Source organism: Pseudomonas sp. Irchel s3h9 (assembly GCF_900187475.1).
GTDB lineage: Bacteria > Pseudomonadota > Gammaproteobacteria > Pseudomonadales > Pseudomonadaceae > Aquipseudomonas > Aquipseudomonas neuropathica.
Window position 1 is genome coordinate 1 of sequence record NZ_FYDH01000024.1, and the last position, 26,173, is coordinate 26,173.

Genomic DNA, 26,173 nt, shown 5'->3' on the forward strand with positions numbered 1-26,173 from the left:
GCTCCGCACGCAGTTGCTCAACCCAGCGACGCAGAGCTGTAGGGCCCACGCCCATTGCTTCGCAGGCTTCACTCACCGAATAGTCTTTATCCAAAACCAGGCAAGCCGCATCCCGTTTGAAATCTGTCGAAAAATATCGTCTGGTCAAATCACACCTCGTCGTTGGGCGTAGATTAACGCCCTTTAGGGGTGTCCAGAATCATTAAGCCAGATCAGTGAGCCTCTAAAAGCCCCTCACCCTAACCCTCTCCCAGAGGGAGAGGGGACTGACCGAGGTGTTTGTTCGAGGTACACCGACGTGAGATACCGAGCCGAACTCAGGTTCCGAAAGCCTTCCCGGGACCGGAGATATCGAGCCGAACTCAGGTTTTGAAAGCCTTCCCGGGACCGGAGATATCGGGTCGAACTCAGGTTTTGAAAGCCTTCACTGGACCGGAGATATCGAGTCGAACTCAGGTTTTGAAAGCCTTCCCTGGACCGGAGATATCGGGTCGAACTCAGGTTTTGAAAGCCTTCCCTGGACCGGAGATATCGGGTCGAACTCAGGTTTTGAAAGCCTTCCCTGGACCGGAGATATCGAGTCGAACTCAGGTTTTGAAAGCCTTCCGTGATCTGAAATACCGAGCCGAACTCAGGTTTTGAATGACATGAAGATCGGCTCCCTTTCCCCCTCGCCCCCCTTGGGGGGAGAGGGCTGGGGTGAGGGGGGAATCCCACTGACACCCCACAACCTGCGAATCAAACGCGAAACTGATCCATCAAACTCTGCTGCTGATTCGCCAGGCTATTGAGCGACTGGCTCACCCGCGCCGACTCATTCGCCTGCCCGGACAACGACTCTGTCACATCGCGGATCGTCGCCACGTTGTTATTGATCTCTTCCGCCACCGCACTTTGCTCTTCAGCGGCGCTGGCGATCTGCAGGTTCATGTCGCTGATCACCGTCACCGCATCGCCGATCTGACGCAGCGCAGTCACCGCCTGGCCGACTTGTTCGACACTGCCCTGAGCTTGACGGTGGCTGTTGCCCATCGAACCGACTACATCCTGCGTGCCGGTTTGCAGTTGCTCGATCACCTGACGGGTTTCTTCCACCGACTCTTGCGTGCGGCGGGCGAGGTTGCGGACTTCATCGGCGACCACGGCAAAACCACGTCCGGCTTCACCAGCACGCGCCGCTTCGATCGCGGCGTTGAGCGCGAGCAGGTTGGTCTGCTCGGCGATGGCGCGAATGGTTTCCAGTACCGCGCCGATCTTCTCGCTGTTGGCCGCCAGCCCTTCGACTTGCACCATCGCCGCACTCATGTCGGCGGCGAGGGTGTCGATGCTCGCCGTGGTGCGATCGATCACGGTCAGGCCCTGACGGGTAGCGCGATCAGCATCCTTGGCCGCCTCGGCAGCTTGTGCCGCGCTACGGGCGACGTCTTGTGCAGTGGCGCTCATCTCGTGGGACGCGGTGGCGACCTGATCGACCTGACGGTATTGCTGTTCCATGCCAGCACTAGTCTGAGTGGCGATGGCCGAGGACTGGTCGGCGGTGTTGCGCGCATCCTGCACCGAGCGTTTCACCTCGGCGATGATCGGCTGCAACTTGTCGAGGAACTTGTTGAACCAACCGGCCAACTGACCGAGTTCGTCCTTTTTGTCGTAGGCCAGACGGCGGGTCAGATCGCCTTCGCCGCTGGCGATGTCTTCCAGCATGTGCGCCACGCCGAGGATCGGCTTGGTCACGCTGCGCGCCATCAGCCACACCAGCAGCAGGCCGATCAACGCCGCCAGCACGCCGAGGCTCAGTTCGATCAACGTGCCGGAATTATTGCTCGCGTCCAGCTGTTGCTTGAGCGCTTCGGCGCGGCTGACCAGAACTTTTTCCGGTACATCCAGCAGCACGCCCCACGAAGGGCCGCCGGGAATCGGCTGGAACGGCGACAGCACTTTCAACTGGCCGTTGCTGTGCAGGCTGCTGACGCTGGTGCTGGAAGCCAGTTTGCTCAGCAGTTCGGCGCCGCTGATCTTGTCGACGGCATCCAGACGCTGGCTGAGTTTGCCGGCATCCCGGCTGTAACCGGCGAGGAGGCCGGCGGGGCTGATAATGCTCACGGCGGTCTGGCCGTCATAGAGCTTTTTGCTCGCGGCCTGACTGATCGCTTGCAGGCTGTTGAGGTTGATGTCGACCGACAGCGAGGCGATGACTTTGCCGTTGACCATCAGCGGGAAGACGATGCTGGTCATCAGCACGTTTTGCCCGTCGATCACGTAGAAGTACGGTTCGATTACACACGGCTTGAGTGTGGCGCGCGGGCAGGTGAACCAGGCGTTGGCCGCTTGACCGCTGGGGCCGGTGCTGGTGTCGGCCATGTCGCTTTCCGGCAGGGCCATGGAGGTGACTTTGCCCGGGGTCGGTTGCGACCAGTACAGGGCGAAACGGCCCTTGTCGTTGCTGCCGAGTTCAGCCTGACCGGCAAACAGTTCGTCCTTACCGTCCAGCGCGTTGGCTTCGAATACCAGCGACAGGCCGAGCAGGTCAGGGTTGGCTTGCAGCGCGGATTTGACCTGACGGGTCATGTCTTCGCGCAGGTCGAAGGCATCGAGGAACCGCTTCTCGGCCTGCTCGCGCAGAAACAGTACCTGCCGCGAGAAGCCGTGACCGTACTGATAGGCGTCCATGAACTGCTGGCGAATGCCGGCCGCCTGCACTTCCCCTTGCGATTCGATGCGCGCTTGCGCCGACTCGGTGAGCATTTCCATGCTCGAAGCTTTCACCAGTTCAGAACTGTGCTCCATGCGATACAGCGAAAGACCTACCAACAGGGTCACGATACCGGCCAGGCAGAGGCCGGCGAGCAGGGTGATTTTCCATTGGATGGAAAGTTGTCTGAGCGACATGGAGACGTCCTTATTCGATAAATATCTGAGACTTTGCACTGTAACGGCCGCGTTTCGGCTTTCTTTATCCTTGAAACACAATATGACCAATTGCCGCATGCGGAGGCTGGAAACCCTGTTCTTGATCGTTCCCACGCGCAGCAAAGGAATGCAGCCCGGGACGCGCCGCGTCCCAAAGCGGACGCAGAGCGTCCAGTGAGGCGTTCCCACGCAGAGCATGGGAACGATCACTGGAGGCGGTGTTGGCTTTGACAAGGGAAGTTCGCTGCGGCACAGTGCGCGCCCTTCTAATAAGACCCTCTTTGCAAATCCGCCGGTATTCCGTTGGCGGACTCATCCTGTCTGGCGATGTGTTTTCCATCGCAGTGTTTTTCGAGGAAGTGAAATGAACGCAGTCATAGCGGCAGTCGGCATCATGCTGATCCTCAGCCTGTCCCGCGTGCACGTAGTGATCGCCTTGATCGTCGGCGCGCTGGTCGGCGGCCTGACCGGTGGTCTGGGCATCGACGCCACGCTCAAGGCGTTCAACAGCGGCCTGGGCGGCGGCGCGACCGTGGCGTTGTCCTACGCCTTGCTCGGCGCTTTCGCCGTGGCGATTGCCAAGTCCGGCCTGGCTCATGCGCTGGCCGATAAGGCGCTGGCAATGGTCGATCGCCAGCACTCGACCGGCGGTGGCAGCGTCAAATGGCTGCTGATTGGCCTGTTGTGGGTAGTGGCGATTGCCTCGCAGAACATTCTGCCGATCCACATTGCGTTCATTCCGCTCTTGGTGCCGCCGCTGCTCTATGTGCTGACCAAGCTGCAACTCGACCGCCGCTTGATCGCCTGTGTCATGACATTCGGTTTGATCACGCCGTACATGTTCCTGCCAGTGGGCTTCGGCAACATCTTCCTCAATGAAATCCTGCTGGCCAACGTTGCCCGTAGCGGTGTCGACATCAGCGGTATCAATGTCACCCACGCCATGGGCATTCCGGCGCTGGGCATGGTCTTCGGCCTGGCGATGGCGTTCATCACCTATCGCAAGCGGCGCGTATACGACCTGGCGAAGATCGAGCAGGTCGAGCAAGTGGCGGTGCAGTACAACCCGCTGAGCCTGATGATTGCCGGTGTGGCGATTGCTGCTGCGTTCATCGTGCAACTGCTGCTGGACTCGATGATTATCGGGGCGCTGGTCGGTTTCCTGATCTTCTCGGTGTCGGGCATTGTGAAATGGCGCGAGACCGATGACCTCTTCACCGAGGGCATGAAGATGATGGCGATGATCGGCTTCATCATGATCGCCGCCTCCGGGTTTGCCGAGGTGATGAAGGCCACTGGCGAAGTGCAGACGCTGGTTGAATCCTCGGCATCGTGGATCAATCACAGCAAGGGCATCGGTGCACTATTGATGCTGCTGGTCGGGTTGCTGGTGACCATGGGCATCGGTTCGTCGTTTTCCACAGTGCCGATTCTGGCGGCGATTTTCGTACCGCTGTGCGTGCAACTGGGCTTCAGCCCGATCGCCATTGTCTGCATCGTCGGCACCGCCGGTGCTTTGGGCGACGCCGGTTCGCCAGCGTCGGATTCGACCCTCGGCCCGACCTCCGGCCTGAACATCGACGGCCAGCATCACCACATCTGGGACACCGTCGTGCCAACGTTCCTGCACTACAACCTGCCGTTGCTGGCGTTCGGCTGGGTGGCCGCGATGGTCCTCTGAACCCTCTCCGGTGATCGTTCCCACGCTCTGCGTGGGAATGCCTCTTGTGACGCTCTGCGTCACGTTGTTGGACGCGGAGCGTCCGGGGCTGCATTCCCACGCAGAGCGTGGGAACGATCCTCATACCGAAGCTCAACTTTTGCTTGCGCGTGCCGTTAAAGCCTTTAACCACGCCAATAAAACCAAAAGAGTGAGCCCCCACAATGCGCCTGAGCCTCAAGGCTAAAGTCCTCTCCCTCGCCGTTCTCCCGGTGTTGCTCTTTGCCCTGGTCATCAGCCTGACCACGCTGTTCATCCTCCAGGAACAGGCGCACAAAGAGGTCGAACAGACCCGCGAGCGCCTGCTCGGCGATGCCAAAGCCACTCTGCAAAGCTACGTCGCCGTGGCCATGACCACGATCAAACCGCTGTACGACGCGGCCGCGCCGGGTGACGTTGAGGCGCGGGCGCAGGCGATCAAACTGCTCTCGGGCATTCGCTACGGCAAGGACGGCTACTTCTTCGGCTACGACTCCGAGACCGTGCGCCTGTTCAAAGCCAACGACCCCGAAGGCGTGGGCAAAAGCTTCAAGGACAACCGCGACCCGAATGGCGTTTACGTCAATCTCGGGTTGGTGAAAGTGGCGAAGGACGGCACCCACTATCTGCAATACAGCTCGCCACTGCCGGGCAACGCCAACGTGCTGGTGCCAAAGCTCGGTTACACCGAATACCTGGCGAAGTGGGACATGGCCGTCGGTACGTCGGTCAACCTCGACGGCATCGAAGCGCAAGTGGCACTGGTCGAAGCGCAGGTGCAGGAACGTATGCAAGGCGTGGTGCTGAGCATCGTCGGCGTCGCGGTGGTGGTGCTGTTGGTGATCGCGGCGGCAGGGATGCTGCTGGCCAATACCATTTTGCGTCCGTTGACCCTGATGAAAGCCAACCTCGACGACATTGCAGCGGGTGAGGGCGACCTTACGCGTCGCTTGAACATCACCAGCCAGGATGAACTTGGCGAACTGGCGGGCTCGTTCAACCGTTTCGTCGACAAGATTCATGGTCTGGTGCGGCAGATCACCGAGATGACCACGCAGCTGACCGGTCTGGTGACGCAGGTGTCGGATCAGGCACAGCGCTCGGATCAGGCGATGGAGCGTCAGCGCCATGAGACCGATCAGGTTGCCACGGCGATCAATGAAATGTCCGCCGCCGCACAGGAAGTGGCAAAGAGCGCGCAGAACGCCGCTGTCGCTGCTCAGCAGACCGACGAAGAAGGCCAGAGCGCCAAACGCGTGGTGGCTGGCAGCATCAAGCAGATCCATGCGCTGGTCGATGACATCCGCAGCAGCGGCGTGTCGCTCGACAGCCTGCAGCAAGACGTGACGTCGATTGTCGGCGTGCTCGGGGTGATTCGTTCGATCGCCGAGCAGACCAACCTGCTGGCGCTCAACGCCGCGATTGAAGCGGCGCGGGCCGGTGAGGCTGGGCGTGGTTTTGCCGTGGTGGCGGATGAGGTGCGGGCATTGGCCAGTCGCACGCAGATCAGCACGCAGGAAATTCAGGGGATGATCGATCGTTTGCAGGCGGGTACGCAGCAAGCGGTTGAAGCCATGCGTCGTTCCAGTGAGGCGGGTGACGGCACCTCACAGCAGGCCAATCAGGCCGGTGCTTCGCTCGACGCGATGGCATCGTTGATTGCGACGATCAACTCGATGAACGCGCAGATTGCCAGTGCGGCGGAAGAGCAGACGGCGGTGGCGGAGGAGATCAACCGCAGCGTGCATCAGATTGCGGTGGCGGTGGACAGCGTGGCCGATGAGACGCAGTTGGGTGCGCAGACTTCGCGTAGTTTGGCGGAGCTGGGGCAGCGCCTGGGCAAACTGGTCGGGCAGTTCCGGATCTGACAGCCTGAAAAGCCCCTCACCCTAACCCTCTCCCGGAGGGAGAGGGGACTGATTGGGGGATGCTATGGAACTACGCCGACCTGAAACAGCTTTACTGAATCCATAATCGACTGAATCTTTCCGGTCGATGGATGACGCGAGACACCTCGGTCAGTCCCCTCTCCCTCCGGGAGAGGGCTAGGGTGAGGGGCTTTTGATTTCAGTTTTCAGGGACGATCCCAATAGGGCACTTCACCAAAACATTCGACAAAGAAATCAATCACCGTGCGCACCTTCACCGACAACCTGCGGCTCCCCGGCCACAACACCGCAATCTGCTGCGGCTCAAGGCTGTTCGACACCTGATACTCCCCCAGCACCGGCACCAGCGTGCCGTCGCGCACTGCTTCGCCAATCAGCCATGACGGAAACATCACCAGCCCCAGGCCTTGTTCGGCGGCTTGGGTGAGGGTGTCGGCGTGGTTGCCGGTGATCGGGCCTTTCACCGAGTACGGCGTCCAGTCTTCGCCATCGCGGCGGAAAAACCAGCGCTGCTGGCCGGCCGCGCCTTTGTAGGCGAGGCAATGGTGTTGCGCCAGATCTTCAGGTTTCTGCGGCGTGCCGTGGCGCTTTAGATACGCCGGGCTGGCCGCGACCTGAAAGCGATGCGGCGCGAGAATCCGTGCCTGCATGCTTGAGTCGTGCAGCGGGCCGATGCGAAACAGCAGGTCAGCGCCTTCCTGCAACGGGTCGACGTAATGGTCGGTCTGCTGGATATCCAGTTGCAGCTTCGGATATCGCGCGCACAACTTCCCCAGCCACGGCGTCAGATGCCGCTGACCGAATACTACCGGGGCGTTGATGCGCACCAGGCCGGTGGGTTCGCTTTGCTGTTCCTGCAGCGCCTGTTCGGCTTCCTCCAGTTGCACCAGCACCAGCCGCGCATGGTGACCGAGCATGCGCCCGGCTTCGGTTGGCGTCACCGCTCGGGTGTGGCGATAGAGCAATTGCTGATTGAGCGCCTGCTCCATCAACTGGATCTGCCGGGAGATCGAGGAGGGTGCCACGCCTTCCCGACGGGCGACTTCGGAAAAGCTGCCGTGATCGAGCACCGCCACAAACAGCCTTAGCGCTTTGAATCCGAGTTCGTTAAGCCCGTGCATATCATCCTGCTGTGCGAATTACGCAAAAGTGTTGTCCGGATGCTCCCATTTATCGCACAACGGCGCCAGCCGATAATCCGCGCCATCGTTTACTTGAGTGGAATGTTGTTTATGCAGACGTTGGATGAGGTGAGCGTCAGCGCACCGGCGACGAAATCAGGGTTGCGCTTGTTGCTGCTGCCGCTGGTGATTCTCGCGGGCATGGGCTTGTCGGTGGAGGCGGGGTTGCTCGGTCCTTTGGGCGTGCAGGTCGGGCATCTGTGGGCGACCTTGAGCATCTTTGGTGTCGGCTCGGCGATTCTGTTTTTACTGCTGTTGTTCGCCGGTCCGCAAAAAGGCCCGGCACTAACGGATCTGCCGCGTTGGCAGTTGATTGGTGGTTTTCTGGGGCCGATGTATGTGGTGGTGCTGACGTTGGCCACGCCGCATATCGGTATCGCCATGACCATGATCGCGATTCTGTCCGGGCAGGTCGGCAAGAGTGTGTTGATCGACCATTTCGGCTGGTTCGGCGCGACGCGCAAGAAGGTCAATGCTGAGCGCTGGCTGGCGTTGGGGTTGATTGTGGCGGCACTTGTTTTGATTGCGCGGGGGTGAGTGATGAGTCTGGTTATTTTGTTGGCGGTGGTGGTGTTGGCCGGTGCGGTGTTGAGTGTGCAGGCGGCGATCAATGGGCGTTTGGGTGAGAGCGTCGGGGTGTTGCGCAGTAGTTTGCTGACGTTCGTTGTGGGTGCGGTGTCGACCGGGTTGTTGATTTTGTTTTTTGAGCCGGCGCATGCGGTGAGTCTTTTGGATGTGCCGAAGTGGCAGTTGACCGGGGCGCTGTTTGGTGTGGTCTACATGATGGTGATGGTCGGGGCGGTGCCGGTGGTGGGGACGGCTGTGGCGACGGTGGCTGTGATTGTCGGGCAGTTGGGCATGGGGATGTTGATTGATAATTTTGGCTGGCTGGGGAATCCGGCGATTGAGCTTTCTTCCAGTCGGATTTTGGCGATGGGGTGTTTGGGGTTGGCTTTGGTGTTTATGTATCGGAGTTCGCGTCAGGCTGGGTGACCTGGGTTGGGTACATATCCGTTGCTGCGGTAACGGCTGCTTAGGGTTTCGCCCTTACGGCGACTCACTTTTTTTACAAACGCCTAAAAAAAGTAAGCAAAAAAACGCTTGCTCCTACGTGCGGCCCACTCGCTGGGGCTCGGGGTTCCTTCGCTGCGGGATCGATCCGGGCGCAGCGTCTCCGGTTTGCTTCGCTGCACCTACTCCCGCTGTGTTTGGCTGCGCCAAACGGTCGCTGCGCTCCCACGCCCGGATCAATCCCTCCACTCAGCCTTCCGACGTCGCTTTACAGATCAAAAGCTGCAGCCGAGCTAACGCTCATCCTGTTGAGTGGTGAGGAGCAACAGCGTGTTCGGCTTTGATTCTGTGGTGGGGCTGCCCCTCACCCCAGCCCTCTCCCGAGGGAGAGGGAGCCGATTTGTGGGCTTTTCAAAATCTGAGTTCAACGCGGTATCGCAAGTCGGCGTAGCTCGCTCAATCATCTCGATCAGTCCTCTCTCCTTCAGGGAGAGGGAGCCGATTTGTGGGCTTTTCAAAATCTGAGTTCAACGCGGTATCGCAAGTCGGCGTAGCTCGCTCAATCATCTCGATCAGTCCTCTCTCCTTCAGGGATAGGGGGCTGATTTGTGAGCCTTTCAGAATCTGAGTTCAACGCGGTATCGCAAGTCGGCGTAGCTCTCTCAAATACCTCAGTTAGTCCCTCTTTTTCTTTGAGGGTGATGGGCCGATTTGTTTGCTTTTCAGAGCCTGAGTTCAGCGCGGTATCGCACGTCGGCGTAGCTCTCCCAAACACCTCAATCAGTCCCCTCTCCCTCCGGGAGAGGGCTAGGGTGAGGGGCTCTTGATCTAGCTTTTGATCTTGTTTCGGCTTTTGATCTTTTGCCCCATCGGCAGGCCGAGCGGAGGTGTTCATCCGGGGGTAGGCGCGCAGCGCCGTGCGGCGAAGCCGCACACATCGAAAGGAGGTGCAGCGAAGCAAACCGTAGGCGATGCCCCCGGATGGACACCGTAGCGAGGGAACACTGAGCCTCAGCGAAGTGCCGTACGCCAGGGGCAAAGCCTTTTGCTTACTTTTCGGCGTCTGGAAAAGTGAGTCGCTGTAAGAGCGAAACCGCCAGCGGCAACACCCGCAGCAACGGATATGCCCCCAATCCCAATCCCAAACAAAATCAAAAGATCGCAGCCTGCCGCAGCTCCTACACTGGGTGTTAGGGCTTGCCCTTCAAGCCCCAGACAACCCCCACCCAAGGAGTCTGTCCCATGCCCGATAGAAAATGCGACTGCCCCAACTGCAAATGCACGATCAAGGAAGGCGATCATGCCTACGCCGTCCACGGCAAACACTATTGCTGTGAAGCCTGCGCTCACCACCACAAGAGTGGCGAAGAGTGTTCAACCAAGGGCTGTAAATGCGCCCACGGATGACGAACGACGCATAAAAAAGTGGAGCCTAATCAGGCTCCACTTCCAGTTTCAGACTTTCATCGTCCATCCGTTCGGTATGCCGCACCGTGCCCTGCAGCCTTCGCCCCTCAACCCTGACCACGACGGTTTTCGCCTGATCAAGGTCTTCCGGCAGCGGTGCCGGCACTCGCAACGCGAAGCGAAACGGATCATCTACGACCGCCTCCAGCCCAACGCGGCAGTCCACGCTTTTGGTGATACGCCCGAACAACGTATCAAGGCCATAGTCCAGATGTGCCGGGCTGTTGATGTTGGTCATGGTGCATTCCCCCGAATGATGCCGATCACCAGGCTGAGCTTAGCTGGTCGGTCGCCACACGACGTTTTCCACGCCGAATTTTTCTGCCATCGGCTTGCTGGTCTTCTGCACCTTCTCACGGCCAAAGCGCGGGATGCGACCGACGCCGGCGTCGCAGCTCGCCCAGTGCCACGCCTCGACATTGTCCATCTTGTCCGAGCGGATAATGAAGGACTTGGGCGTGCCGTGGAGGGTGTATTCGATGACATAGAGTTTTGCGTTGTTCATAAAGCCCGTATTCCTCCCTGTAGTATTAGAGGGATCGCGGCGCACCGGGAAAATTCATTCGGATTGTCCGACGGTCTCTATCGTTGGCGACGCCGTGGCGCACTGGTTACCATGGTTTCCCCGCCAACCCCAATGAATGCTCGCCATGGCCCTTGCCGCACCGCCCGATCTCAGCGATACCGATGTGCCCGTGCAACCGCTCGCACGCACGTATCCGCGCGGCTTGTTTATCGAGCCGCATGAGCATGTCTGGGGTCAGTTGCTGTATGCGATGAGCGGGGTGATGTGGGTCGAGACCCCGCACGAGGCGCTGGTGGTGCCGCCGCAGCGCGCGGTGTGGTTGCCGCCGGGGGTGCCGCACGGGATTCGGGTGGTGTCGGATTTGCAGATGCGCAATATCTACCTGCGTCCGGCGCTGGCGGCGACGCTGGATCAGACGGTGCAGGTGATCGAGGTCGGTGGTTTGTTGCGCGAGTTGATTGTCGGGCTGGTGGAGCAGGGCGACAGCGGTGAACCGGCCTACTACGAGGCGTTGGTCGGGCTGGCCTTGCTGGAACTGAAACGCGCTAGGCGTTCACAGTTGAAGATCCCGATGCCGGATGATTCCGATCGGCGTTTGATGAACCTGTGCCAAGCGGTAATGGCAGCGCCGTCGCTGGAGATTCCGTTCGAGCAGCACGCGGCAAATGCCGGGGCCAGCGTGCGCACGCTGGCGCGGTTGTTCAAGGACGGCCTCGGCATGGGCTTCGCCGAGTGGCGGCGGCAGGTGCAACTGGCGACGGCGGTGGCGGAACTGATTCAGGGCGTGGCGGTGAGTGTGATTGCCCGGGAGCTCGGCTATTCACCCAGTAGCTTCAGCGACATGTTTCGTCGCGAACTGGGCGTCGCCCCTTCGCAATTCACTCTGTAACGACGCTATATCCTGAACCTACACAGAACCTTGTGGGAGCTGGCTTGCCAGCGATAGCGGTGTGTCAGCCGATGAGGATGTCGGATGTACAGGCCTCATCGCTGGCAAGCCAGCTCCCACAGGGTTTTGTGGTGACTGTGGTTGGTTTGTCCGAAATTCAGAAGTCCTTGGCCGATGCCAACCTCGCCGACTCCCTAAACTTTGCCCATTCCTTTCCACGGGCGGAGTTCCTCCCCATGAATTACCTGATTTCGCTAGCCATCGGTCTGGGCGTCGGTCTGTTGTACGGCGCGCTGGATTTCCGTTCTCCGGCGCCACCGGCTATCGCGCTGGTCGGTTTACTCGGCATGTTGGCCGGTGAGCAGTTGTGGCCGATGGGCCGGCAACTGGTCGCGGGCTGGCTGTCCTGAAATCCCTCTTTTCCTTCGGTGGATGTCCCCATGAAAGCACTGCAATTCGATAAAACCGGCGATCTGTCTGCCCTGCGTTACGTCGAGGTGCCGACCCCGGTACCCGGCGCTGACGAAGTGCTGGTGCAGATCAAGGCTGCCGGGCTGAATCCCAGCGATGTGAAAAACGTCCTGGGTCGTTTCCCCTACACCACGCTGCCACGGATTCCCGGTCGGGATTTTGCCGGTGTCGTTGTCGAAGGCCCGCAGGCCTTGATCGGTCAGGAAGTCTGGGGCACTGGTCGTGAGCTGGGCTTTTTTGCCGACGGCTCCCATGCGCAGTTCGTCAAACTGCCGGCCAATGGTGTGGCGCACAAACCTTCGCATCTGAGTTACACCCAAGCCGCCAGCCTCGGCGTGCCGTACACGACGGCGTGGGATGCTTTGGAACGCAGTCTGGTAACGGCTGAAACACGTTTGCTGGTGATCGGTGGCGGTGCGGTGGCCACGGCGGCATTGGCGCTGGCAAAAGTGCGCGGCGCGCAGTTGCTGGCAGCCGCGCGGCGCCCGGAGCAGGTGGCGGAGTTGCAGGCGCAGGGTTATCAGACGATTCAGCTGGATAAACCCGAAGACCTCGGTGCGCAAGTCAACGCGGTGTATCGCGGCGGCGCCGATGTGATCTTCGACACCACCGGTTTCTGGTTGCCAGCGTCGGTGGCGGCATTGGCCACCTTCGGCCGGATCGCGATCATCGCCGCGCCGGTGGATGGGCATGTGCAATTACCGGCGCTGGCCTTGTATCGCAAGGGCGGTTCGGTGGTCGGGATCAATTCGTTGTTGTATGGCGTTGAAGCGTGTGCGGCGATGCTCGAGCAGTTCGGGCGGTTCTTTGATGAAGGGTTGTTGCCGTTGCCGCAAGGGTTGGTCGAGGCGCCGTTGGCCGAAGGCCTGGCGCGCTACGCCGATGTGAATCAGGGCAGCGGTGACAAGATCATCCTTATCCCCTGATACACCTTAGATCTCCTTGACACCTAGCAAACTGTGGGAGCTGGCTTGCCAGCGATAGCGTCAGTTCAGGCAACTTCTTCTTTGCCTGTTCCGCCGCCATCGCTGGCAAGCCAGCTCCCACAGGGATTTTCGGTGTTCTTAAGAGGCGGGGACGCCGTTTTCCCACGCCGACCAGTTTTTCAGTATGTCCTGCACCAGCGGATTCCCCGCGCGATAGAGGTTTTCCAGCGCCGGTACGAAGCCGCCCTGATCGGCGTACTTGAGCAGGTTATCCACTTCACTGCCGCCCGGCTCAGGACGGTCAAAGTCGGAGCCGGCACGCACCACAGCCAGACGTTGCACGTCGACCAGACCTTCACGACCGGCACGCAGCAAGGCCTCATAGGTCGAGTTGTCTTCCTGCTGCGTCGTGCAGTATTCGCCCTTGTTATCGGTCAACAACTTGGTCCAGACCTCGGCCCGTTCGCTCAAGCGCGTGCCGGAGAACCAGGTGTTGCCGGCCAGTGTGTCGCAACGGGTCACCACCGGTGGTTGATTGGCCGGGGCCGACGGGTATTTCAGGCGCCACGCGGCGGATTCCTTGCTTTCGCTCAGCTCAACCTTGTGGCTCAGGGCGAACGCCTTGGCCTGCAGTTTCGGGTTGAGTTCAAAGACTTCGGTCTTGTAGTCCAACGGTGGTTTTTCGTTCGGGCCTTTGGTGTTGATGCCCAGGTAGCCGGTCGGCCAACTCGACGGCGCATCGCGCGAATCGATCTCCCATTGCGTGCCGAACTCCACCAGATAATGCGCCCACGCGGCGGTGCCGATAGTCCCGTGTTTCGGGCTGACGCCGGCGATACCGGCGATCAGGAAGTAACTTTTGCGCAGGTCGAATTTCGGCGACAAGGCCAAGGCCAGGGTCGAGGCGGCGGCGTTGGTCTGGCCCATGCCGGTGGTCAGCAGGCACACCTGCTGGGTGTTGCAGCGGATGCTCGGGTACTCGGCGGACAGGCCCGGCACGCGGATTTCCTGCTTCAGTTCCAGGCGATCGATCCAATGCTGCGCCTCGGGGGCGAACATGGTGATCAGCACGACTTTCGGTTGCATCGGTGCTTCGGCGGCCCACGCGGTGGAGGAGAGCACGGCCGCACCGGCCAGGGTCAAACGCATCATTGCTTGCATGGAAAACTCCTTGATTCAGAACTGATAACCGACGCCGGCGTAGTAACCCCAGCCGTTGGAACGCGCGCGGAAATTACCGTCGCCAAAATTCAGCTCGCTACCGTCTTCCCAGTTGCCGCCGTTGTGGAAATAACGGCCGACCAGGGTGAAGCGCAAGTGCGTGAACGAGTAGAGCAGGACGTTGGTCGCCACCGTCGCATTGGCGGTGCGCGCGGGGTTGTCCTTATGGATGTCCGAGCCGAAATCGAAGTTGGTGAAGCCGATGTAGGTCAATGAGGCGCCGTTGCTGAATTTATCGATCGGCACGATGTACTTGAGCTGTGCACGGTAGCCGTCCCAGGAATATTCGTTGCTCGCGCCGTAGTTTTCCCACTGATAGCGACCGTAGAGGTTGGCCGACAGATTGACCCGCGAATGGGTGTCGATGTCGGTGCCGAAACCGCTGTAGAGGGTGTTGGCGCGGTTCTCTTTGCGGCTGCCGTGGTCATAGATCCAGTCGAACGCCACATACCATTCCTTGAACGGGCCGATGGCCAGGCTGCGGCCGGCGAGGTAGTCGATGGAAATGCGCGGTTCGTGCTCCATAAACACTGGTGAGCCGTGATCCCACACGCCTTTGTCGTGGCTGTTGCCAATGTTGAAGATCTTCGGAATGTCGATGTAGCCGTACAACTCGAACGGGCCTTTGCGGCCGAAGTACTCGTATTCCAGATAGATATCGTCGGCCGGTTGCGGGCCGAAGCTGATGTCTTTGCTGCCGATCAGCATCAGGTCCTGGTTGTACCAGTCCGACAGGTAGGCGCCTTTTTTCGGCGGACTGGCTTCCGGGCTGAGGGCTTCGCCCTGAGCGGATTCTTCGGCTGGCGCCGGTTGCGCCAGAACGCTGTGGCTGAGAAGTCCGGTAACGCCGGTCAGTAGCAGGGAAACAGCGAGCGTGCGCGCAAACGGTGCGCGAAAAGGGCATGCGATGGGCATTCAAAGTCCTTTTTTTGCGGATCGAGGCCCGTGTTCCGTGGGCTTGTACGGTTTTGTTACGAAAACGTTGGTATTGACGTTACGCAAACGTTTGCACAAGGCGTACCAGTTTTCTCAATGCTCTGAAATATCGATGAATTCGCAAATTTAACTGACGGACTGATCAGGTATGCCTGCTCACCGCAAAACCCCTGTAGGAGTGAGCCTGCTCGCGATAGCGGTTTATCAATAAAACGTGGGCTGACTGACACACCGCCATCGCGAGCAGGCTCACTCCTACAGGTTCTGCGACAGGCTGAAGGCCCATGGATACGGGCTGAAACGCTGATGCCAGACCCCTCTAGTATTAAAGTATTAACACCATTTAATCCGTGCCCCATTGCCGGGCGTCTACTAGCGTTGTCCCCAATAACGCGGTTTTGTGATGACCGTCGCAGTCTTGATTCGCGTGTGGAATAAGCACGGTTCTGCGCGCCCTCAAGGAAGAAATTGGCCACGACAAGGAGTAGCCCGTGGAAGCAAGGTTTGGTGTCGCCCTCGTTTCGCGTTTTTCCCCTCTTTCCCTTGCTGTGCACTTGAGCGTCGCCGGGCTGCTGTTCGGCGGCGTCAGCGCACCTGCGCTGGCCACGTGTTCCACGGCAGGTTCCACTGTGACCTGCACCGGCGTGCCGAGTCTGCCGCTGTTCCTCAACAACTTCTCCAGTGCCACCAGCGGTTTGACGGTCAACGTCAACAGCGGCGCGCAGATGAACGCGACCCTCGGCGGCCATGTGATGGACCTGACCGGGGTAAACATCTCCCTGAACAACTCCGGCACCCTCGACCCGGCGCTACTGGGCCTGGTCTCGGTGTTGAGTGGCGGCGCATTCATTGGCACCGGTGCGACCAGTACGGTCAGTGTGCTCAACAATGCCAGCGGGATCATTCGCGGCACGGGCATGTTGCTCGGGCTCAACCTGACCAGCATCGACGGCCTCGGGATTGCGGTGAACAACGCCGCTGCCGGCACCACTAGCATCACCAACAACGGCACCATCACGTCGACCGGTTTGTCGGTCGGCGGCATCACCCTCGCCGACACCCCGGTGGTCGGCGTCTACGGCGGTTCGCAGGTCAACATGACCAACAGCAGCACCGGTGTGATCAACGGCCGGATCGCGTTCGAAACGTCGGCGGCGGGCAATACCTTCACCAACGCCGGTGCGATTACCGGCGGTGTGTCGATGGGCGCGGCGAGCACCAACACCTTCACTGCGGTGACCGGCTCCAGCGTCAACGTCGGTGACGGTGTACAGATCAGCGTCGGCCTCGGCGGTTTGATCGGCATCAACCTGACCTTCGCCCCGACCGGTACGGTGGATGGCGGTGCGGGCGGCACCAACAGCCTGATCCTGCAAAACCCGATCGGCGTCGGCGGCGGCACCACGGGTGTCGGCACCGCATCGAGCGCCACCTATATCAACTTCAACAACCTGACCCTCAACAGCGGTACCTGGACCTTGCAGGGGCCATTGGTCAGTGGCGCGACCACGCTCAACGGCGGTATCGCGAATTTCAACAACAACGCCACCTTCGGCAGCGGTGTGCTCACCTCCAACGGCGGGGTTCTGCAGGCCAGCAACGCCGGGTTGAACATCAGCAATCTGATCTCCCTCGGCGCCGCCGGCGTCACGCTACAAGGCAGCAACGCGACCACCCTGAGTGGGGTGATTTCCGGCAGCGGCGGTTTCACCAAGGCCGGTACCGGCCAGCTTAATCTCAGCGCCGCCAACACCTATCTGGGCAACACCACGCTCAACGGCGGCACGGTGCAGGTGGGCAACAATCAGGCGTTCAGCACTGGCACGCTCAATGTGACCGGCGCGACAACGCTGAGCGCACCGGGCACCATCAGCCTGGCCAACGCCATCAGCCTCGGCGGCACCTTGACCGCCGGTGGCACTGGCGCGCTGACCCTCGGTGGTTTGATCAGCGGCAGCAGTGGCTTGACCAAAACCGGCAGCGGCAGCCTGACTGTCAGCGGCGTCAACACCGGGTTCACCGGTACCACCACCCTCAGCGCCGGCAGCCTGCTGGTGACCAACAACAACTCGCTGGGCAGCGGTGCGCTGAACACTGCCGCCGGCACCAGTCTGGACAGCACCACCAACGTTACGCTGGCCAATAACATCGGCATGACCGGTGCGCTCAACGTGCTCGGCAGCAATGCCCTGACCCTTGGCGGCGTATTGTCCGGCACCGGCGGCATCACCAAATCCGGCAGTGCCAGCCTGACGTTGACCGGCAACAACAGCAACAGCGGCAACACGCTGCTCAATGCCGGTAGCCTGTTGGTGGGCAGCAACACCGCGCTGGGCACGGGCGCACTGAATACCGCCGCCGGGACCACGCTGGATGCGACGGCGGCGGTGACGTTGGCCAACGCCGTCGCAGTGACCGGGGCGCTGACCCTTGGCGGCACGCAGGCATTGGGCCTGAGTGGCGTCGTCAGCGGTGCGGGTAACCTGATCAAGAACGGCACCGCCAACCTGAGCCTCAGCGGCAACAACACGTTCTCCGGCGGCACCGCGCTCAACGCCGGCACGCTGATTGTCGGCTCCAACACCGCGCTGGGCACCGGGGCTTTGACCACGGCAGCCGGTACCACGCTGGACGCCAGCACCGCCGTTGCGTTGACTAACGCCGTTTCGCTCGGCGGCAACCTGAACGTCGGCGGCAGCGCCAACCTGACCCTCGGCGGCATCGTCAGCGGCAGCGGCGGGCTGACCAAAAACGGCGCGGCCAACCTGATTCTCAATGGCGCCAACACCTTCCTCGGGGCGGTCGCGTTGAACGCGGGCACGATCACCGCGGGCGCCAACGCGGCGCTCGGCAGCGGCAACATCACCGTCGGCGGCGTGGCCACCCTTGACAGCAATTCCGCTGTGACACTCAACAACGCGGTCATTCTCAACAACAGCCTGGGCATTGGCGGCAGCAACGCGCTGACCCTCGGCGGGGTGATCAGCGGCGCCAGCCAACTGGTGAAAAACGGCGCGGCCAATCTCACGCTCAGCGGCGTCAACACCTACAGCGGCGGCACCACGCTGAATGCCGGCAGCCTGACGGTCGGTAACGGCGCCGCACTGGGCACCGGCGCCTTGTCGGTGGAAGGTGCGGGCACGCTCAACAGCAGTTCGGCCGTGACCCTGAACAACAACGTGATTCTCAACGCCAACCTCACCGCCGGCGGCGCCAACGCGCTGACCCTCGGCGGGGTGATCAGTGGCGGCAATGGTTTAATCAAGACCGGCGCATCCAGCCTGACCCTCAACGGCATCAACACTTACACCGGCACCACGGCGCTGAATGCCGGTTCACTGATTGTCGGTTCCAGCACCGCCCTCGGGACCGGCACACTGAACGCCTCAAACGGCACCTCGCTGGATGCCAGCACCGCCGCGACCCTGGCCAACAACGTCAACCTCGCCGGCACTCTGACCCTGGGTGGCTCCAATGCGCTGACCCTCGGCGGCGTGGTCGCCGGTATCGGAGGACTGACCAAGAACGGCGCTGCCGACCTGACCCTCAACGGCGCCAACACTTATTTTGGCAACACCGCGTTGAACACCGGCAAACTGACCGTCGGCAGCAACACCGCGCTGGGTTCCGGTACGTTGAACGCGGCGGCCAACACCACGCTGGACGCCAACACGGCCGTCAGCCTGAACAATGCCGTGGCACTCGCTGGTGCCTTGAACATCGGCGGCACGGCGAATATGACCCTGACCGGTCTGGTCAGCGGCGTTGGCAGTCTGGTGAAAGACGGCGCGGCCAATCTGATTCTCAACGCCGCCAACAACTACGCCGGCGGCACCACGCTGAACGCCGGCACCTTGACCGTCGGCAACAGCTCGGCACTGGGTTCCGGTGCGCTGACCGTCGCGGGCGCCGCGACGCTGGACAGCAATTCGCCGCTGGTCAGCCTCAACAACGCTGTCGCTCTGAATGCGGCGCTGACCGTGGGCGGTACGCAGAACCTGACCCTCGGCGGCGTGACCAGCGGCGCCGGCCAGTTGATCAAGGACGGCGCGGCCAACCTGACCCTCAATGGCAACAACACGTTCAGCGGCGGCACCACGCTCAACGCCGGTACGCTGACATTGGGCAATGCCAACGGTCTGGGCAGCGGTGCATTGGTCGTCGGCGGCGCGGCAACGCTGGATAACAGCGCTTCGTTCGGCATCGGCAACGCGATTACGCTGAATGCCGGACTGACCGTCGCCGGCAACAATGATTTGAGCTTGAACGGCATCATTGACGGTGCCGGCAGCCTGACCAAAAACGGTTTGTCGGACCTGACTCTGGCCGGCAACAACACCTTCACCGGTGCGCTGAATATCGTGTCCGGTAGCGTCACCACGCTCAACACCAATGCGCTGGGCAGCACTTCCGGGGTCAACATCAGCGCCGGCGCCGGGTTGAATCTGGGCAGTGACGCCAGCCTCGGCGCGCTGACCGGCAGCGGCAGTGTGCAACTGACCGGCAGCAACACCCTGACCGTCGGCAGCGGCAACGTCACCAGTACGTTCGACGGTGATCTCAGCGGCAGCGGCGGCTTGGTCAAAGTCGGCACTGGCACGCTGAACCTCACCGGGATCAACGGCATCACCGGCAACACCGCGATCAATGGCGGCACCGTTGATCTCAGCGGCTCGCTGGGCAGTGCTCAACTCAACGTCAATACCGGCGGCACCCTGACCGGTACCGGCTCGGCGCTCGGCGCGGTCAACATCAACAACGGTGGGCATCTCGCGTTGTCGTCGGGCAACACCTTGTCGGCGAGTGCTCTGACTCTCGGCGCCGGCAGTAACGTTGATGTGGCACTGGGCACACCGTCGACCTCATCGCTGATGAATGTCGGTGGCAACCTGACTCTCGACGGCAATCTCAATGTCACCGATGCCGGCGGCTTCGGCGTCGGTGTGTATCGCTTGTTCAACTACACCGGCAGCCTGACCAACCTCGGTCTGGACGTGGCCAGCGTGCCGGTCGGCTACGGCCTCGGCGATCTGCTGGTGCAAACCGGGGTGGCCAATCAGATCAACATTCAAGTCTCGGCGCCGAACAGCAACATCCGTTACTGGGACGGCAGTCAGACCATTGCCAACGGTGTGGTCGATGGCGGCAGTGGCACGTGGAATGCGGTCGGCACCAACTGGACCGATGCCAACGGTCTGGTCAACCAGCCGTGGGCCGGCGACTTCGCGGTGTTCCAGGGCAGCGCCGGCACTGTGACGGTGAACGGCACGCAAGCGTTCACCGGCATGCAATTCCTCACCGATGGCTACAACGTGGTTAACGGTGCGGCGGGGCAACTCACGGCGGTCAACGGCACCGGCGGCACCACTTCGTTGCGCGTCGATCCGGGCGTGACGGCGACCATCAATGCCAATATCGATGGCAGCGGCATCCTCAATAAACTCGATGCAGGCACCTTGGTGCTCGGTGGTGCCAACACTTATACCGGCGGCACGCAACTGGACGGCGGCAAGATCATCGTCGGCAGCAACACCGCGCTCGGCACCGGCACGCTGACGGCGAATGCCGGTACGCAATTGGACAGCAACGCGGCGGTGACACTGGCCAACGCGGCGACGCTCAACGGTAACCTCACCGTGGTCGGCAGCAATGCGTTGACCCTCAACGGCGTGATTGGCGGCACCGGTGGCTTGATCAAAACCGGCACGGCCAATCTGACCCTCGGCGGCAATAACGCTTTCCTCGGCCCGGTGGCGCTGAATGCCGGCGGACTGATTCTGGCGTCGAACTCAGCGCTCGGCTCCGGCACGTTGAACGCGGCGGGCGGTACGACGCTGGATGCCAGCACGGCGGTTTCGGTAAACAACGCGGTCAACCTGGCCGGCAATCTCGGCATCGGCGGCACGGCGGATCTGACCTTGGCCGGTACGGTCAACGGCGCCGGCAGCCTGAGCAAAAACGGCGCGGCCAACCTGACCCTCAGCGGCAACAACAACTTCCTCGGCGGCACCACCCTGAACGCCGGCACCCTGACCGCCGGCAGCAACTCGGCACTGGGCCTGGGCAACCTGACCGTGGCGGGCGCCTCGGCGCTGGACAGCAACAGCGCGCTGAGCCTGGGCAACAACGTTGTGCTCAATGCCAATCTGAGCAACACCGGCAGCAACAATCTGACCCTCGCGGGTGTGGTCAGCGGCGCGGGTGGCTTGATCAAGGACGGCGCGTCGAACCTGACCCTCAATGGCATCAATACTTACTCCGGCGGCACCACACTGAATGCCGGTACGTTGACCCTCGGCACTGGCGGGTCGCTGGGCAGTGGCGCGCTGACTGTGGCCGGCGCTTCGACCCTCGACAACTCCGCGCCACTGGTGCTGGCCAACAACCTCAACGTCAACGCGAATCTGGCCCTGGCCGGCAACAACAACCTGACCCTTGGCGGTGTGATTGCCGGCGCCGGCACGTTGAGCAAAAACGGTCTGGCCGACGTCACGCTGAGTGGCAACAACACCTTCAGCGGCACGTTCGATGTGGCGTCCGGCAGCCTGACCACACTGAGTGGCGCAGCGCTGGGCAACAACGCTACGGTCAATCTCGCGGGTGGCGCGGCGCTGAATCTCGGTGCTTCGGGCAGCCTCGCCAGCCTAACCGGCAGCGGCACTGCGCTGATCGGTACGGGCAATACGTTGAGCCTTGGCGGCAACAACGTCAGCAGCACTTTCGCCGGCATCCTCAGCGGTGACGGCAGCCTGAGCAAACTCGGCAGCGGCACCTTGACCCTCAGCGGCATCAGCGATCTGACCGGCGACACCAGCGTCAACGCCGGCACCTTGCAGGTCAACGGCTCGCTGGCCAGCGGCAACGTGTTGGTCAACAACGGTGGCACCCTCGGCGGCAGCGGCACCTTGACCGGTGCCGTGACGGTGGCCGATGGCGGTCATCTGGCGGGCGTCACCGGCAGTACGCTGAACGTGAGTTCGCTGGTGTTCAACGGCAACTCAAACTTCGACGTCGGACTTGGCACACCGGTGTCCGGTGGCGGCAATGCGCTGGTCAGCGTTGGCGGCAACCTGACCCTCGACGGCACCCTCAATGTCAGCGACATCGGCGGTTTCGGCAGCGGTGTGTATCGCCTGATCGACTACACCGGCGGCCTGACCGACAACGGCATGCTCTTCGGCACGTTGCCGGGTAGCGTCAGCCCGGGCGATCTGCAACTGCAAACCGCGCTGGCCAATCAGATCAACCTGCTGGTCACCGCACCGGGCGTCACCGTGCAGTTCTGGGACGGCAATCAACTGGTGGCCAACGGTTCGGTCGAAGGCGGCAGCGGCACCTGGGGCACCGGCACCACCAACTGGACCGACGTCAACGGCACTACCAACCAGGCCTGGACCAACAGCTTCGCGGTGTTCCAGGGTGCGGCCGGCACGGTGACCGTCAACGGCGCGCAAACCATTACCGGCCTGCAGTTCGTCACCGATGGCTACAGCTTGGTGAATGGCACGGCGGGCTCGCTGAATCTGGTCAACGGTTCACTGGGCAATGCCACGGTGCGGGTTGACCCGAACGCCACGGCAACCATCGGTGTCGCGCTCAACGGCAGCGGCACGCTGGGCAAATACGACAGCGGTACGCTGGTGCTCAACGCGGCCAACGGCTACACCGGCGGCACCGCGCTCAATGGCGGCAAGATTGTGGTCGGCAACAACGCGGCGCTTGGCACCGGTGTATTGACCGCTGCCGATGGCACGGCGCTGGACAGCAACGCCGCCGTCAGCCTGGGCAACGATGTTGTGCTCAACGGTGGCTTGAATGTCGCAGGCTCCAACGCCTTGACCCTCGACGGCGTGGTCAGCGGCAGCGGCAGCCTGATCAAGGCCGGCGCCTCGAGCCTGACCCTCAACGGCAGCAACACTTTCAGTGGCGGCACTCAACTCGCCGGCGGCACGCTGGTTCTTGGCAACAACAGTGCGATCAGCAGCGCTGCGCTCAATGTGATCGGCAATGGCACCCTCGATAGCACTTCAGCGCTGCAACTGGCCAATGCCATCAACCTTGGCGCTCAACTGACCCTGGCCGGTAATCAGAACACCACATTGATCGGTGCGGTGACCGGCACCGGCAGTCTGCTGAAAAACGGTAGCGGCGATCTCGTTCTCAGTGGAGCTAACACTTACAGCGGTGGCACCACGCTGAACGGCGGCACGACGCGCGGTGACACCAGCAGCCTGCAAGGTGCGATCGTCAACAACGCGACCCTGACCTTCGAGCAAAACGCCGATGGCAGCTACACCGGCAATCTCACCGGCGCCGGTACGCTGAACAAAACCGGGGCTGGAGAGTTGCTGCTGACTGGCAACAACACCTTCACTGGCAACACGTCGGTGCAGGCTGGCAACCTGATCGTCAACGGCGTGCTCAACAGCGCCAATGTCGACGTTGCCAGCGGTGCGGGCATCGGCGGCGGTGGCCAGTTTGGGGGTGCCGTGCAACTGGCCAGCGGCGCGACGCTGCTGGGTGGCGGTACGGCAACGCCATTGTCAGTCGGTTCGCTGGCACTGTCGTCGGGGACCAATCTGGACTTCAGCCTCGGCTCGGCGGCCAGTTCGACCACGGTGGTCAATGTCGCCGGCAACCTGACCCTCGACGGTACGTTGAACATCAGCAACGCCGGCGGTTTCGGCACTGGGGTTTATCAACTGTTCAGCTATGGCGGCAGCCTGATCGACAACGGTCTGGTCTACGGTAGCCTGCCGGTGTCGGCGGCCAACCTGACCCTGCAAACCGCCATCGCCAATCAGATCAACCTGCTGGTGCAAGGCACCCCGGGTGAGGTGCAGTTCTGGAACGGTGGCACCACCAATCCGGACGGCAGCATCGGTGGCGGCAGCGGTGTGTGGGGGCCGGACACCAACTGGACCGATCCGAGTGGTACTCAGGCGCTGGCTTCAAATGGTCAGTTCGCGGTGTTCGGCGGTCAGGCAGGTACGGTTACGGTGCAGGGCAACCAGAACTTCACTGGTCTGCAATTCCTCTCCGGCGGTTACAGCGTGGTTCCGGGGGCTGGAGGTACGCTGACTCCGGTCAACGGCACGGACGGCAGCCTCGCACCGGTGCGGGTCAATGCCGGAGGGAGCGCAGAAATCTCCGCGCCGCTGGTGGGCACGGGCGGCATCGAGAAGCTTGATTCCGGCACGCTGGTACTGAGCGGCGCCAACACCTACAGCGGTGGCACCACGGTCAGCGGCGGTACGCTGGTCGGTAACACCACCAGCCTGCAGGGCAATATCCTCAACAACGCATCGCTGCTCTTCTTGCAGAACTTCAATGGTCAGTTCAATGGATCGCTGCGCGGACTTGGCGCGATGCTCAAACGCGGTACCGGCACCTTGCTGTTGACCGGTGATAATCCGTTCAGCGGCACGGTCGCGGTCGATCAAGGTGTGTTGCAAGTCGGCAGCCTTGCGGCGCGCGCTTCGTTGGGTGGGCAAGTCACCGTGGCCAACGGCGCCGGCCTGAGCGGTAATGGCAGCGTCGGCTCGGTGGTCAACCATGGCGTTGTCGCCTCGGGCTCCGAAGCAGGAACGCTGAGCGTGGCCGGTAACCTGACCAATGCGAGCGACGGGGTGCTGGCGCTGACCGTCAGTTCGCCAACCGCGACACCGCTGGCCGTCGGTGGCACCGCAACCTTGGGCGGCGCTTTGCAAGTCAACTCGCTGGCACCGTTCACCGGCAACACCACGTATTCGCTGATCACGGCGGGCGGTGGCGTGAATGGCACCTTCAGCGCTGCGGACCTGCCGCAATACGCGTTCCTCAACACAGCACTGGTGTATGACGCCAACGCGGTAAACCTGGTGGTCAGCCGCAATGGCAATTCGTTCGCCGATGTCGCCGCCACCGGCAACCAGTTCCGGACTGCTACTGCGCTGTCGAACAACGGCCCGGCCGGTGCGGCGTTGCAGAACGAGATCGTCAACCTCAGTGTTGCCGGTGCGCGCAATGCCTTCGACAGTCTGTCCGGTGAGATCCACGCCAGCACCGCCAGCGCCATCCTCGAGGATTCGCGCTATGTGCGTGACGCGGTCAACGATCGCATGCGCCAACCGTCATGCAGCGCGGCGGATGATCCACGCCGTGCTCTGGCGCCAAGTGACAACCAATTGAGTAGCAACGGTTGCCACGGCGAAATGGTTGGCTGGGCGCGGGCTCTTGGTGCGTGGGGTGAGTCGGATGGCGACAGCAACGCGGCGAAACTCGACCGTAACCTCAGCGGCTTCATGCTCGGCACCGACAAGCAACTCGATGACCAGTGGCGCGTGGGCATGGCCGCCGGTTACACCCGCAGCGATCTCGATGCGCATGATCGTCGCTCGGATGCCACCGTTGAAAGCTACCACCTGGCCGCGTACCTCAACTCGCAGTTCGATGCCCTGGCCGTGCGCCTCGGCGCCGCGTACAGCTGGCACGACATCGAGACCAAACGCAACGTCAGCGTCGGCAGCTACAACGACCGTCTGAAAGCCAACTACGACGCGCGCAGTGCGCAGGTGTTCGGTGAAGTCGGTTACACGATTGACGCCGGCGGCATTGCCCTTGAGCCGTTCGCCGGGCTGGCCTACGTCAACTACGACACCGACAAGGCCAAGGAGAAAGGCGGAGCAGGGCGCCTGGAGGCCGATGCCGATCAGGACATCACCTTCTCGACCCTCGGCGTGCGCGCCGGCAAAGTCATCACCCTGGCCAACGGCGGGCAATTCACCCCGCGCGCGGCGCTCGGCTGGCGACATGCCTTTGGTGACACCAAGCCTGACGCTGATCTGACCTTCATCGACGGCGGCGCCTCGTTCAGCACCCAGGGCGTGCCGATCGCCAAGGACAGCGCGATTGTTGAAGCGGGGGTCGACTTCCAGATCAGCCCGACCGGCAAACTCGGCGTCGGCTACTCGGGTCAACTGTCGAACGACAGCAACGACCATGCGATGACCATCAGCTTCAGCCTGGGCTTCTGATTTAGGGGCGAAGCACTTTTAGCCGCCCGTAAGGG

The 26,173-nt window shown here is 61.7% G+C and carries 15 protein-coding genes and 3 pseudogenes; 10 read left to right on the forward strand and 8 right to left on the reverse strand.

Going from position 1 to position 26,173, the window contains the following annotated elements; translation table 11 throughout:
- The 3 genes and pseudogenes from CKW26_RS28230 to CKW26_RS30615 form a co-directional block, all read right to left on the reverse strand.
- The coding region (locus tag CKW26_RS28230) for a transposase (RefSeq protein WP_141231873.1) at positions 1–148 on the reverse strand (148 nt) is incomplete at its 3' end.
- A 590-nt stretch (positions 149–738) separates the two neighbouring features.
- Positions 739–1,494 carry a methyl-accepting chemotaxis protein gene (locus CKW26_RS30610; RefSeq protein WP_371857720.1) on the reverse strand — a complete coding sequence of 252 codons (756 nt, stop codon included), beginning with the start codon at positions 1,492–1,494 and terminating at the stop codon, positions 739–741.
- Positions 1,495–1,596: 102 nt separating this feature from the next.
- A pseudogene (locus CKW26_RS30615) lies at positions 1,597–3,105 on the reverse strand (HAMP domain-containing protein); the annotation flags it as partial.
- Positions 3,106–3,271: 166 nt separating this feature from the next.
- Between CKW26_RS30615 and CKW26_RS28245 the strand changes: the two are divergent.
- The 3 genes and pseudogenes from CKW26_RS28245 to CKW26_RS30625 form a co-directional block, all read left to right on the forward strand.
- Complete coding sequence (locus CKW26_RS28245; protein WP_095050993.1) at positions 3,272–4,588, forward strand: Na+/H+ antiporter family protein; 1,317 nt, start codon at positions 3,272–3,274, stop codon at positions 4,586–4,588.
- Between the two features lie 203 nt (positions 4,589–4,791).
- Positions 4,792–5,568 (forward strand): annotated as a pseudogene (locus tag CKW26_RS30620) (cache domain-containing protein); the annotation flags it as partial.
- A gap of 312 nt (positions 5,569–5,880) precedes the next feature.
- Positions 5,881–6,474 (forward strand): annotated as a pseudogene (locus tag CKW26_RS30625) (methyl-accepting chemotaxis protein); the annotation flags it as partial.
- Positions 6,475–6,680: 206 nt separating this feature from the next.
- Here CKW26_RS30625 and CKW26_RS28260 read toward each other — a convergent pair.
- A complete protein-coding gene (locus CKW26_RS28260) occupies positions 6,681–7,616 on the reverse strand; it encodes a LysR family transcriptional regulator (RefSeq protein ID WP_095050996.1) in 936 nt (311 codons plus the stop codon).
- 111 nt (positions 7,617–7,727) lie between these two features.
- On the opposite strand from CKW26_RS28260, the gene CKW26_RS28265 reads away from it, so the two are divergent.
- From CKW26_RS28265 to CKW26_RS28275, 3 genes are all read left to right on the forward strand, one after another.
- Positions 7,728–8,213 carry a DMT family transporter gene (locus CKW26_RS28265; protein ID WP_095051024.1) on the forward strand — a complete coding sequence of 162 codons (486 nt, stop codon included), beginning with the start codon at positions 7,728–7,730 and terminating at the stop codon, positions 8,211–8,213.
- Between the two features lie 3 nt (positions 8,214–8,216).
- On the forward strand, positions 8,217–8,669 hold the full coding sequence (locus tag CKW26_RS28270; protein WP_093433867.1) for a DMT family transporter: 453 nt from the start codon (positions 8,217–8,219) through the stop codon (positions 8,667–8,669).
- 1,260 nt (positions 8,670–9,929) lie between these two features.
- On the forward strand, positions 9,930–10,094 hold the full coding sequence (locus CKW26_RS28275) for a metallothionein (RefSeq protein WP_077573617.1): 165 nt from the start codon (positions 9,930–9,932) through the stop codon (positions 10,092–10,094).
- 25 nt (positions 10,095–10,119) lie between these two features.
- On the opposite strand, the gene CKW26_RS28280 is transcribed toward CKW26_RS28275, so the two are convergent.
- A complete protein-coding gene (locus CKW26_RS28280; protein ID WP_095050997.1) occupies positions 10,120–10,392 on the reverse strand; it encodes a hypothetical protein in 273 nt (90 codons plus the stop codon).
- 39 nt (positions 10,393–10,431) lie between these two features.
- Positions 10,432–10,659 (reverse strand): DUF6555 family protein, encoded by a 228-nt coding sequence (locus CKW26_RS28285; RefSeq protein ID WP_093433873.1) that lies wholly within the window; start codon positions 10,657–10,659, stop codon positions 10,432–10,434.
- 136 nt (positions 10,660–10,795) lie between these two features.
- Between CKW26_RS28285 and CKW26_RS28290 the strand changes: the two genes are divergently transcribed.
- The 3 genes from CKW26_RS28290 to CKW26_RS28300 all read left to right on the forward strand — a co-directional run bounded on the left by CKW26_RS28290 (position 10,796) and on the right by CKW26_RS28300 (position 12,966).
- Complete coding sequence (locus CKW26_RS28290; protein ID WP_095050998.1) at positions 10,796–11,569, forward strand: helix-turn-helix domain-containing protein; 774 nt, start codon at positions 10,796–10,798, stop codon at positions 11,567–11,569.
- Positions 11,570–11,805: 236 nt separating this feature from the next.
- A complete protein-coding gene (locus CKW26_RS28295) occupies positions 11,806–11,979 on the forward strand; it encodes a DUF1427 family protein (protein ID WP_007969534.1) in 174 nt (57 codons plus the stop codon).
- Positions 11,980–12,009: 30 nt separating this feature from the next.
- The gene (locus CKW26_RS28300) at positions 12,010–12,966 is read left to right on the forward strand and encodes a zinc-binding alcohol dehydrogenase family protein (RefSeq protein ID WP_095050999.1); all 957 of its coding nucleotides are present in this window, start codon (positions 12,010–12,012) and stop codon (positions 12,964–12,966) included.
- 138 nt (positions 12,967–13,104) lie between these two features.
- On the opposite strand, the gene CKW26_RS28305 is transcribed toward CKW26_RS28300, so the two are convergent.
- The gene (locus CKW26_RS28305) at positions 13,105–14,127 is read right to left on the reverse strand and encodes a purine nucleoside permease (protein ID WP_095051000.1); all 1,023 of its coding nucleotides are present in this window, start codon (positions 14,125–14,127) and stop codon (positions 13,105–13,107) included.
- A 15-nt stretch (positions 14,128–14,142) separates the two neighbouring features.
- Positions 14,143–15,102 (reverse strand): nucleoside-specific channel-forming protein Tsx, encoded by a 960-nt coding sequence (locus CKW26_RS28310; RefSeq protein WP_095051001.1) that lies wholly within the window; start codon positions 15,100–15,102, stop codon positions 14,143–14,145.
- Between the two features lie 512 nt (positions 15,103–15,614).
- On the opposite strand from CKW26_RS28310, the gene CKW26_RS28315 reads away from it, so the two are divergent.
- Positions 15,615–26,138: an autotransporter-associated beta strand repeat-containing protein gene (locus CKW26_RS28315; RefSeq protein ID WP_095051002.1), complete on the forward strand. Its 10,524-nt coding sequence runs from the start codon at positions 15,615–15,617 to the stop codon at positions 26,136–26,138.
- The last annotated feature ends 35 nt before the right edge of the window (positions 26,139–26,173 follow it).

Excerpts from the sequence above, each read along its gene's own strand:
- CKW26_RS28295 (WP_007969534.1), top strand. The coding sequence starts at position 11,806 with ATGAATTACCTGATTTCGCTAGCCATCGGTCTGGGCGTCGGTCTGTTG.
- CKW26_RS28305 (WP_095051000.1), bottom strand. The coding sequence starts at position 14,127 with ATGCAAGCAATGATGCGTTTGACCCTGGCCGGTGCGGCCGTGCTCTCC.
- CKW26_RS28270 (WP_093433867.1), top strand. The coding sequence starts at position 8,217 with ATGAGTCTGGTTATTTTGTTGGCGGTGGTGGTGTTGGCCGGTGCGGTG.
- CKW26_RS28290 (WP_095050998.1), top strand. The coding sequence starts at position 10,796 with ATGCTCGCCATGGCCCTTGCCGCACCGCCCGATCTCAGCGATACCGAT.
- CKW26_RS28260 (WP_095050996.1), bottom strand. The coding sequence starts at position 7,616 with ATGCACGGGCTTAACGAACTCGGATTCAAAGCGCTAAGGCTGTTTGTG.
- CKW26_RS30610 (WP_371857720.1), bottom strand. The coding sequence starts at position 1,494 with ATGGAACAGCAATACCGTCAGGTCGATCAGGTCGCCACCGCGTCCCAC.
- CKW26_RS28310 (WP_095051001.1), bottom strand. The coding sequence starts at position 15,102 with ATGCCCATCGCATGCCCTTTTCGCGCACCGTTTGCGCGCACGCTCGCT.
- CKW26_RS28280 (WP_095050997.1), bottom strand. The coding sequence starts at position 10,392 with ATGACCAACATCAACAGCCCGGCACATCTGGACTATGGCCTTGATACG.
- CKW26_RS28245 (WP_095050993.1), top strand. The coding sequence starts at position 3,272 with ATGAACGCAGTCATAGCGGCAGTCGGCATCATGCTGATCCTCAGCCTG.
- CKW26_RS28285 (WP_093433873.1), bottom strand. The coding sequence starts at position 10,659 with ATGAACAACGCAAAACTCTATGTCATCGAATACACCCTCCACGGCACG.
- CKW26_RS28265 (WP_095051024.1), top strand. The coding sequence starts at position 7,728 with ATGCAGACGTTGGATGAGGTGAGCGTCAGCGCACCGGCGACGAAATCA.
- CKW26_RS28275 (WP_077573617.1), top strand. The coding sequence starts at position 9,930 with ATGCCCGATAGAAAATGCGACTGCCCCAACTGCAAATGCACGATCAAG.
- CKW26_RS28300 (WP_095050999.1), top strand. The coding sequence starts at position 12,010 with ATGAAAGCACTGCAATTCGATAAAACCGGCGATCTGTCTGCCCTGCGT.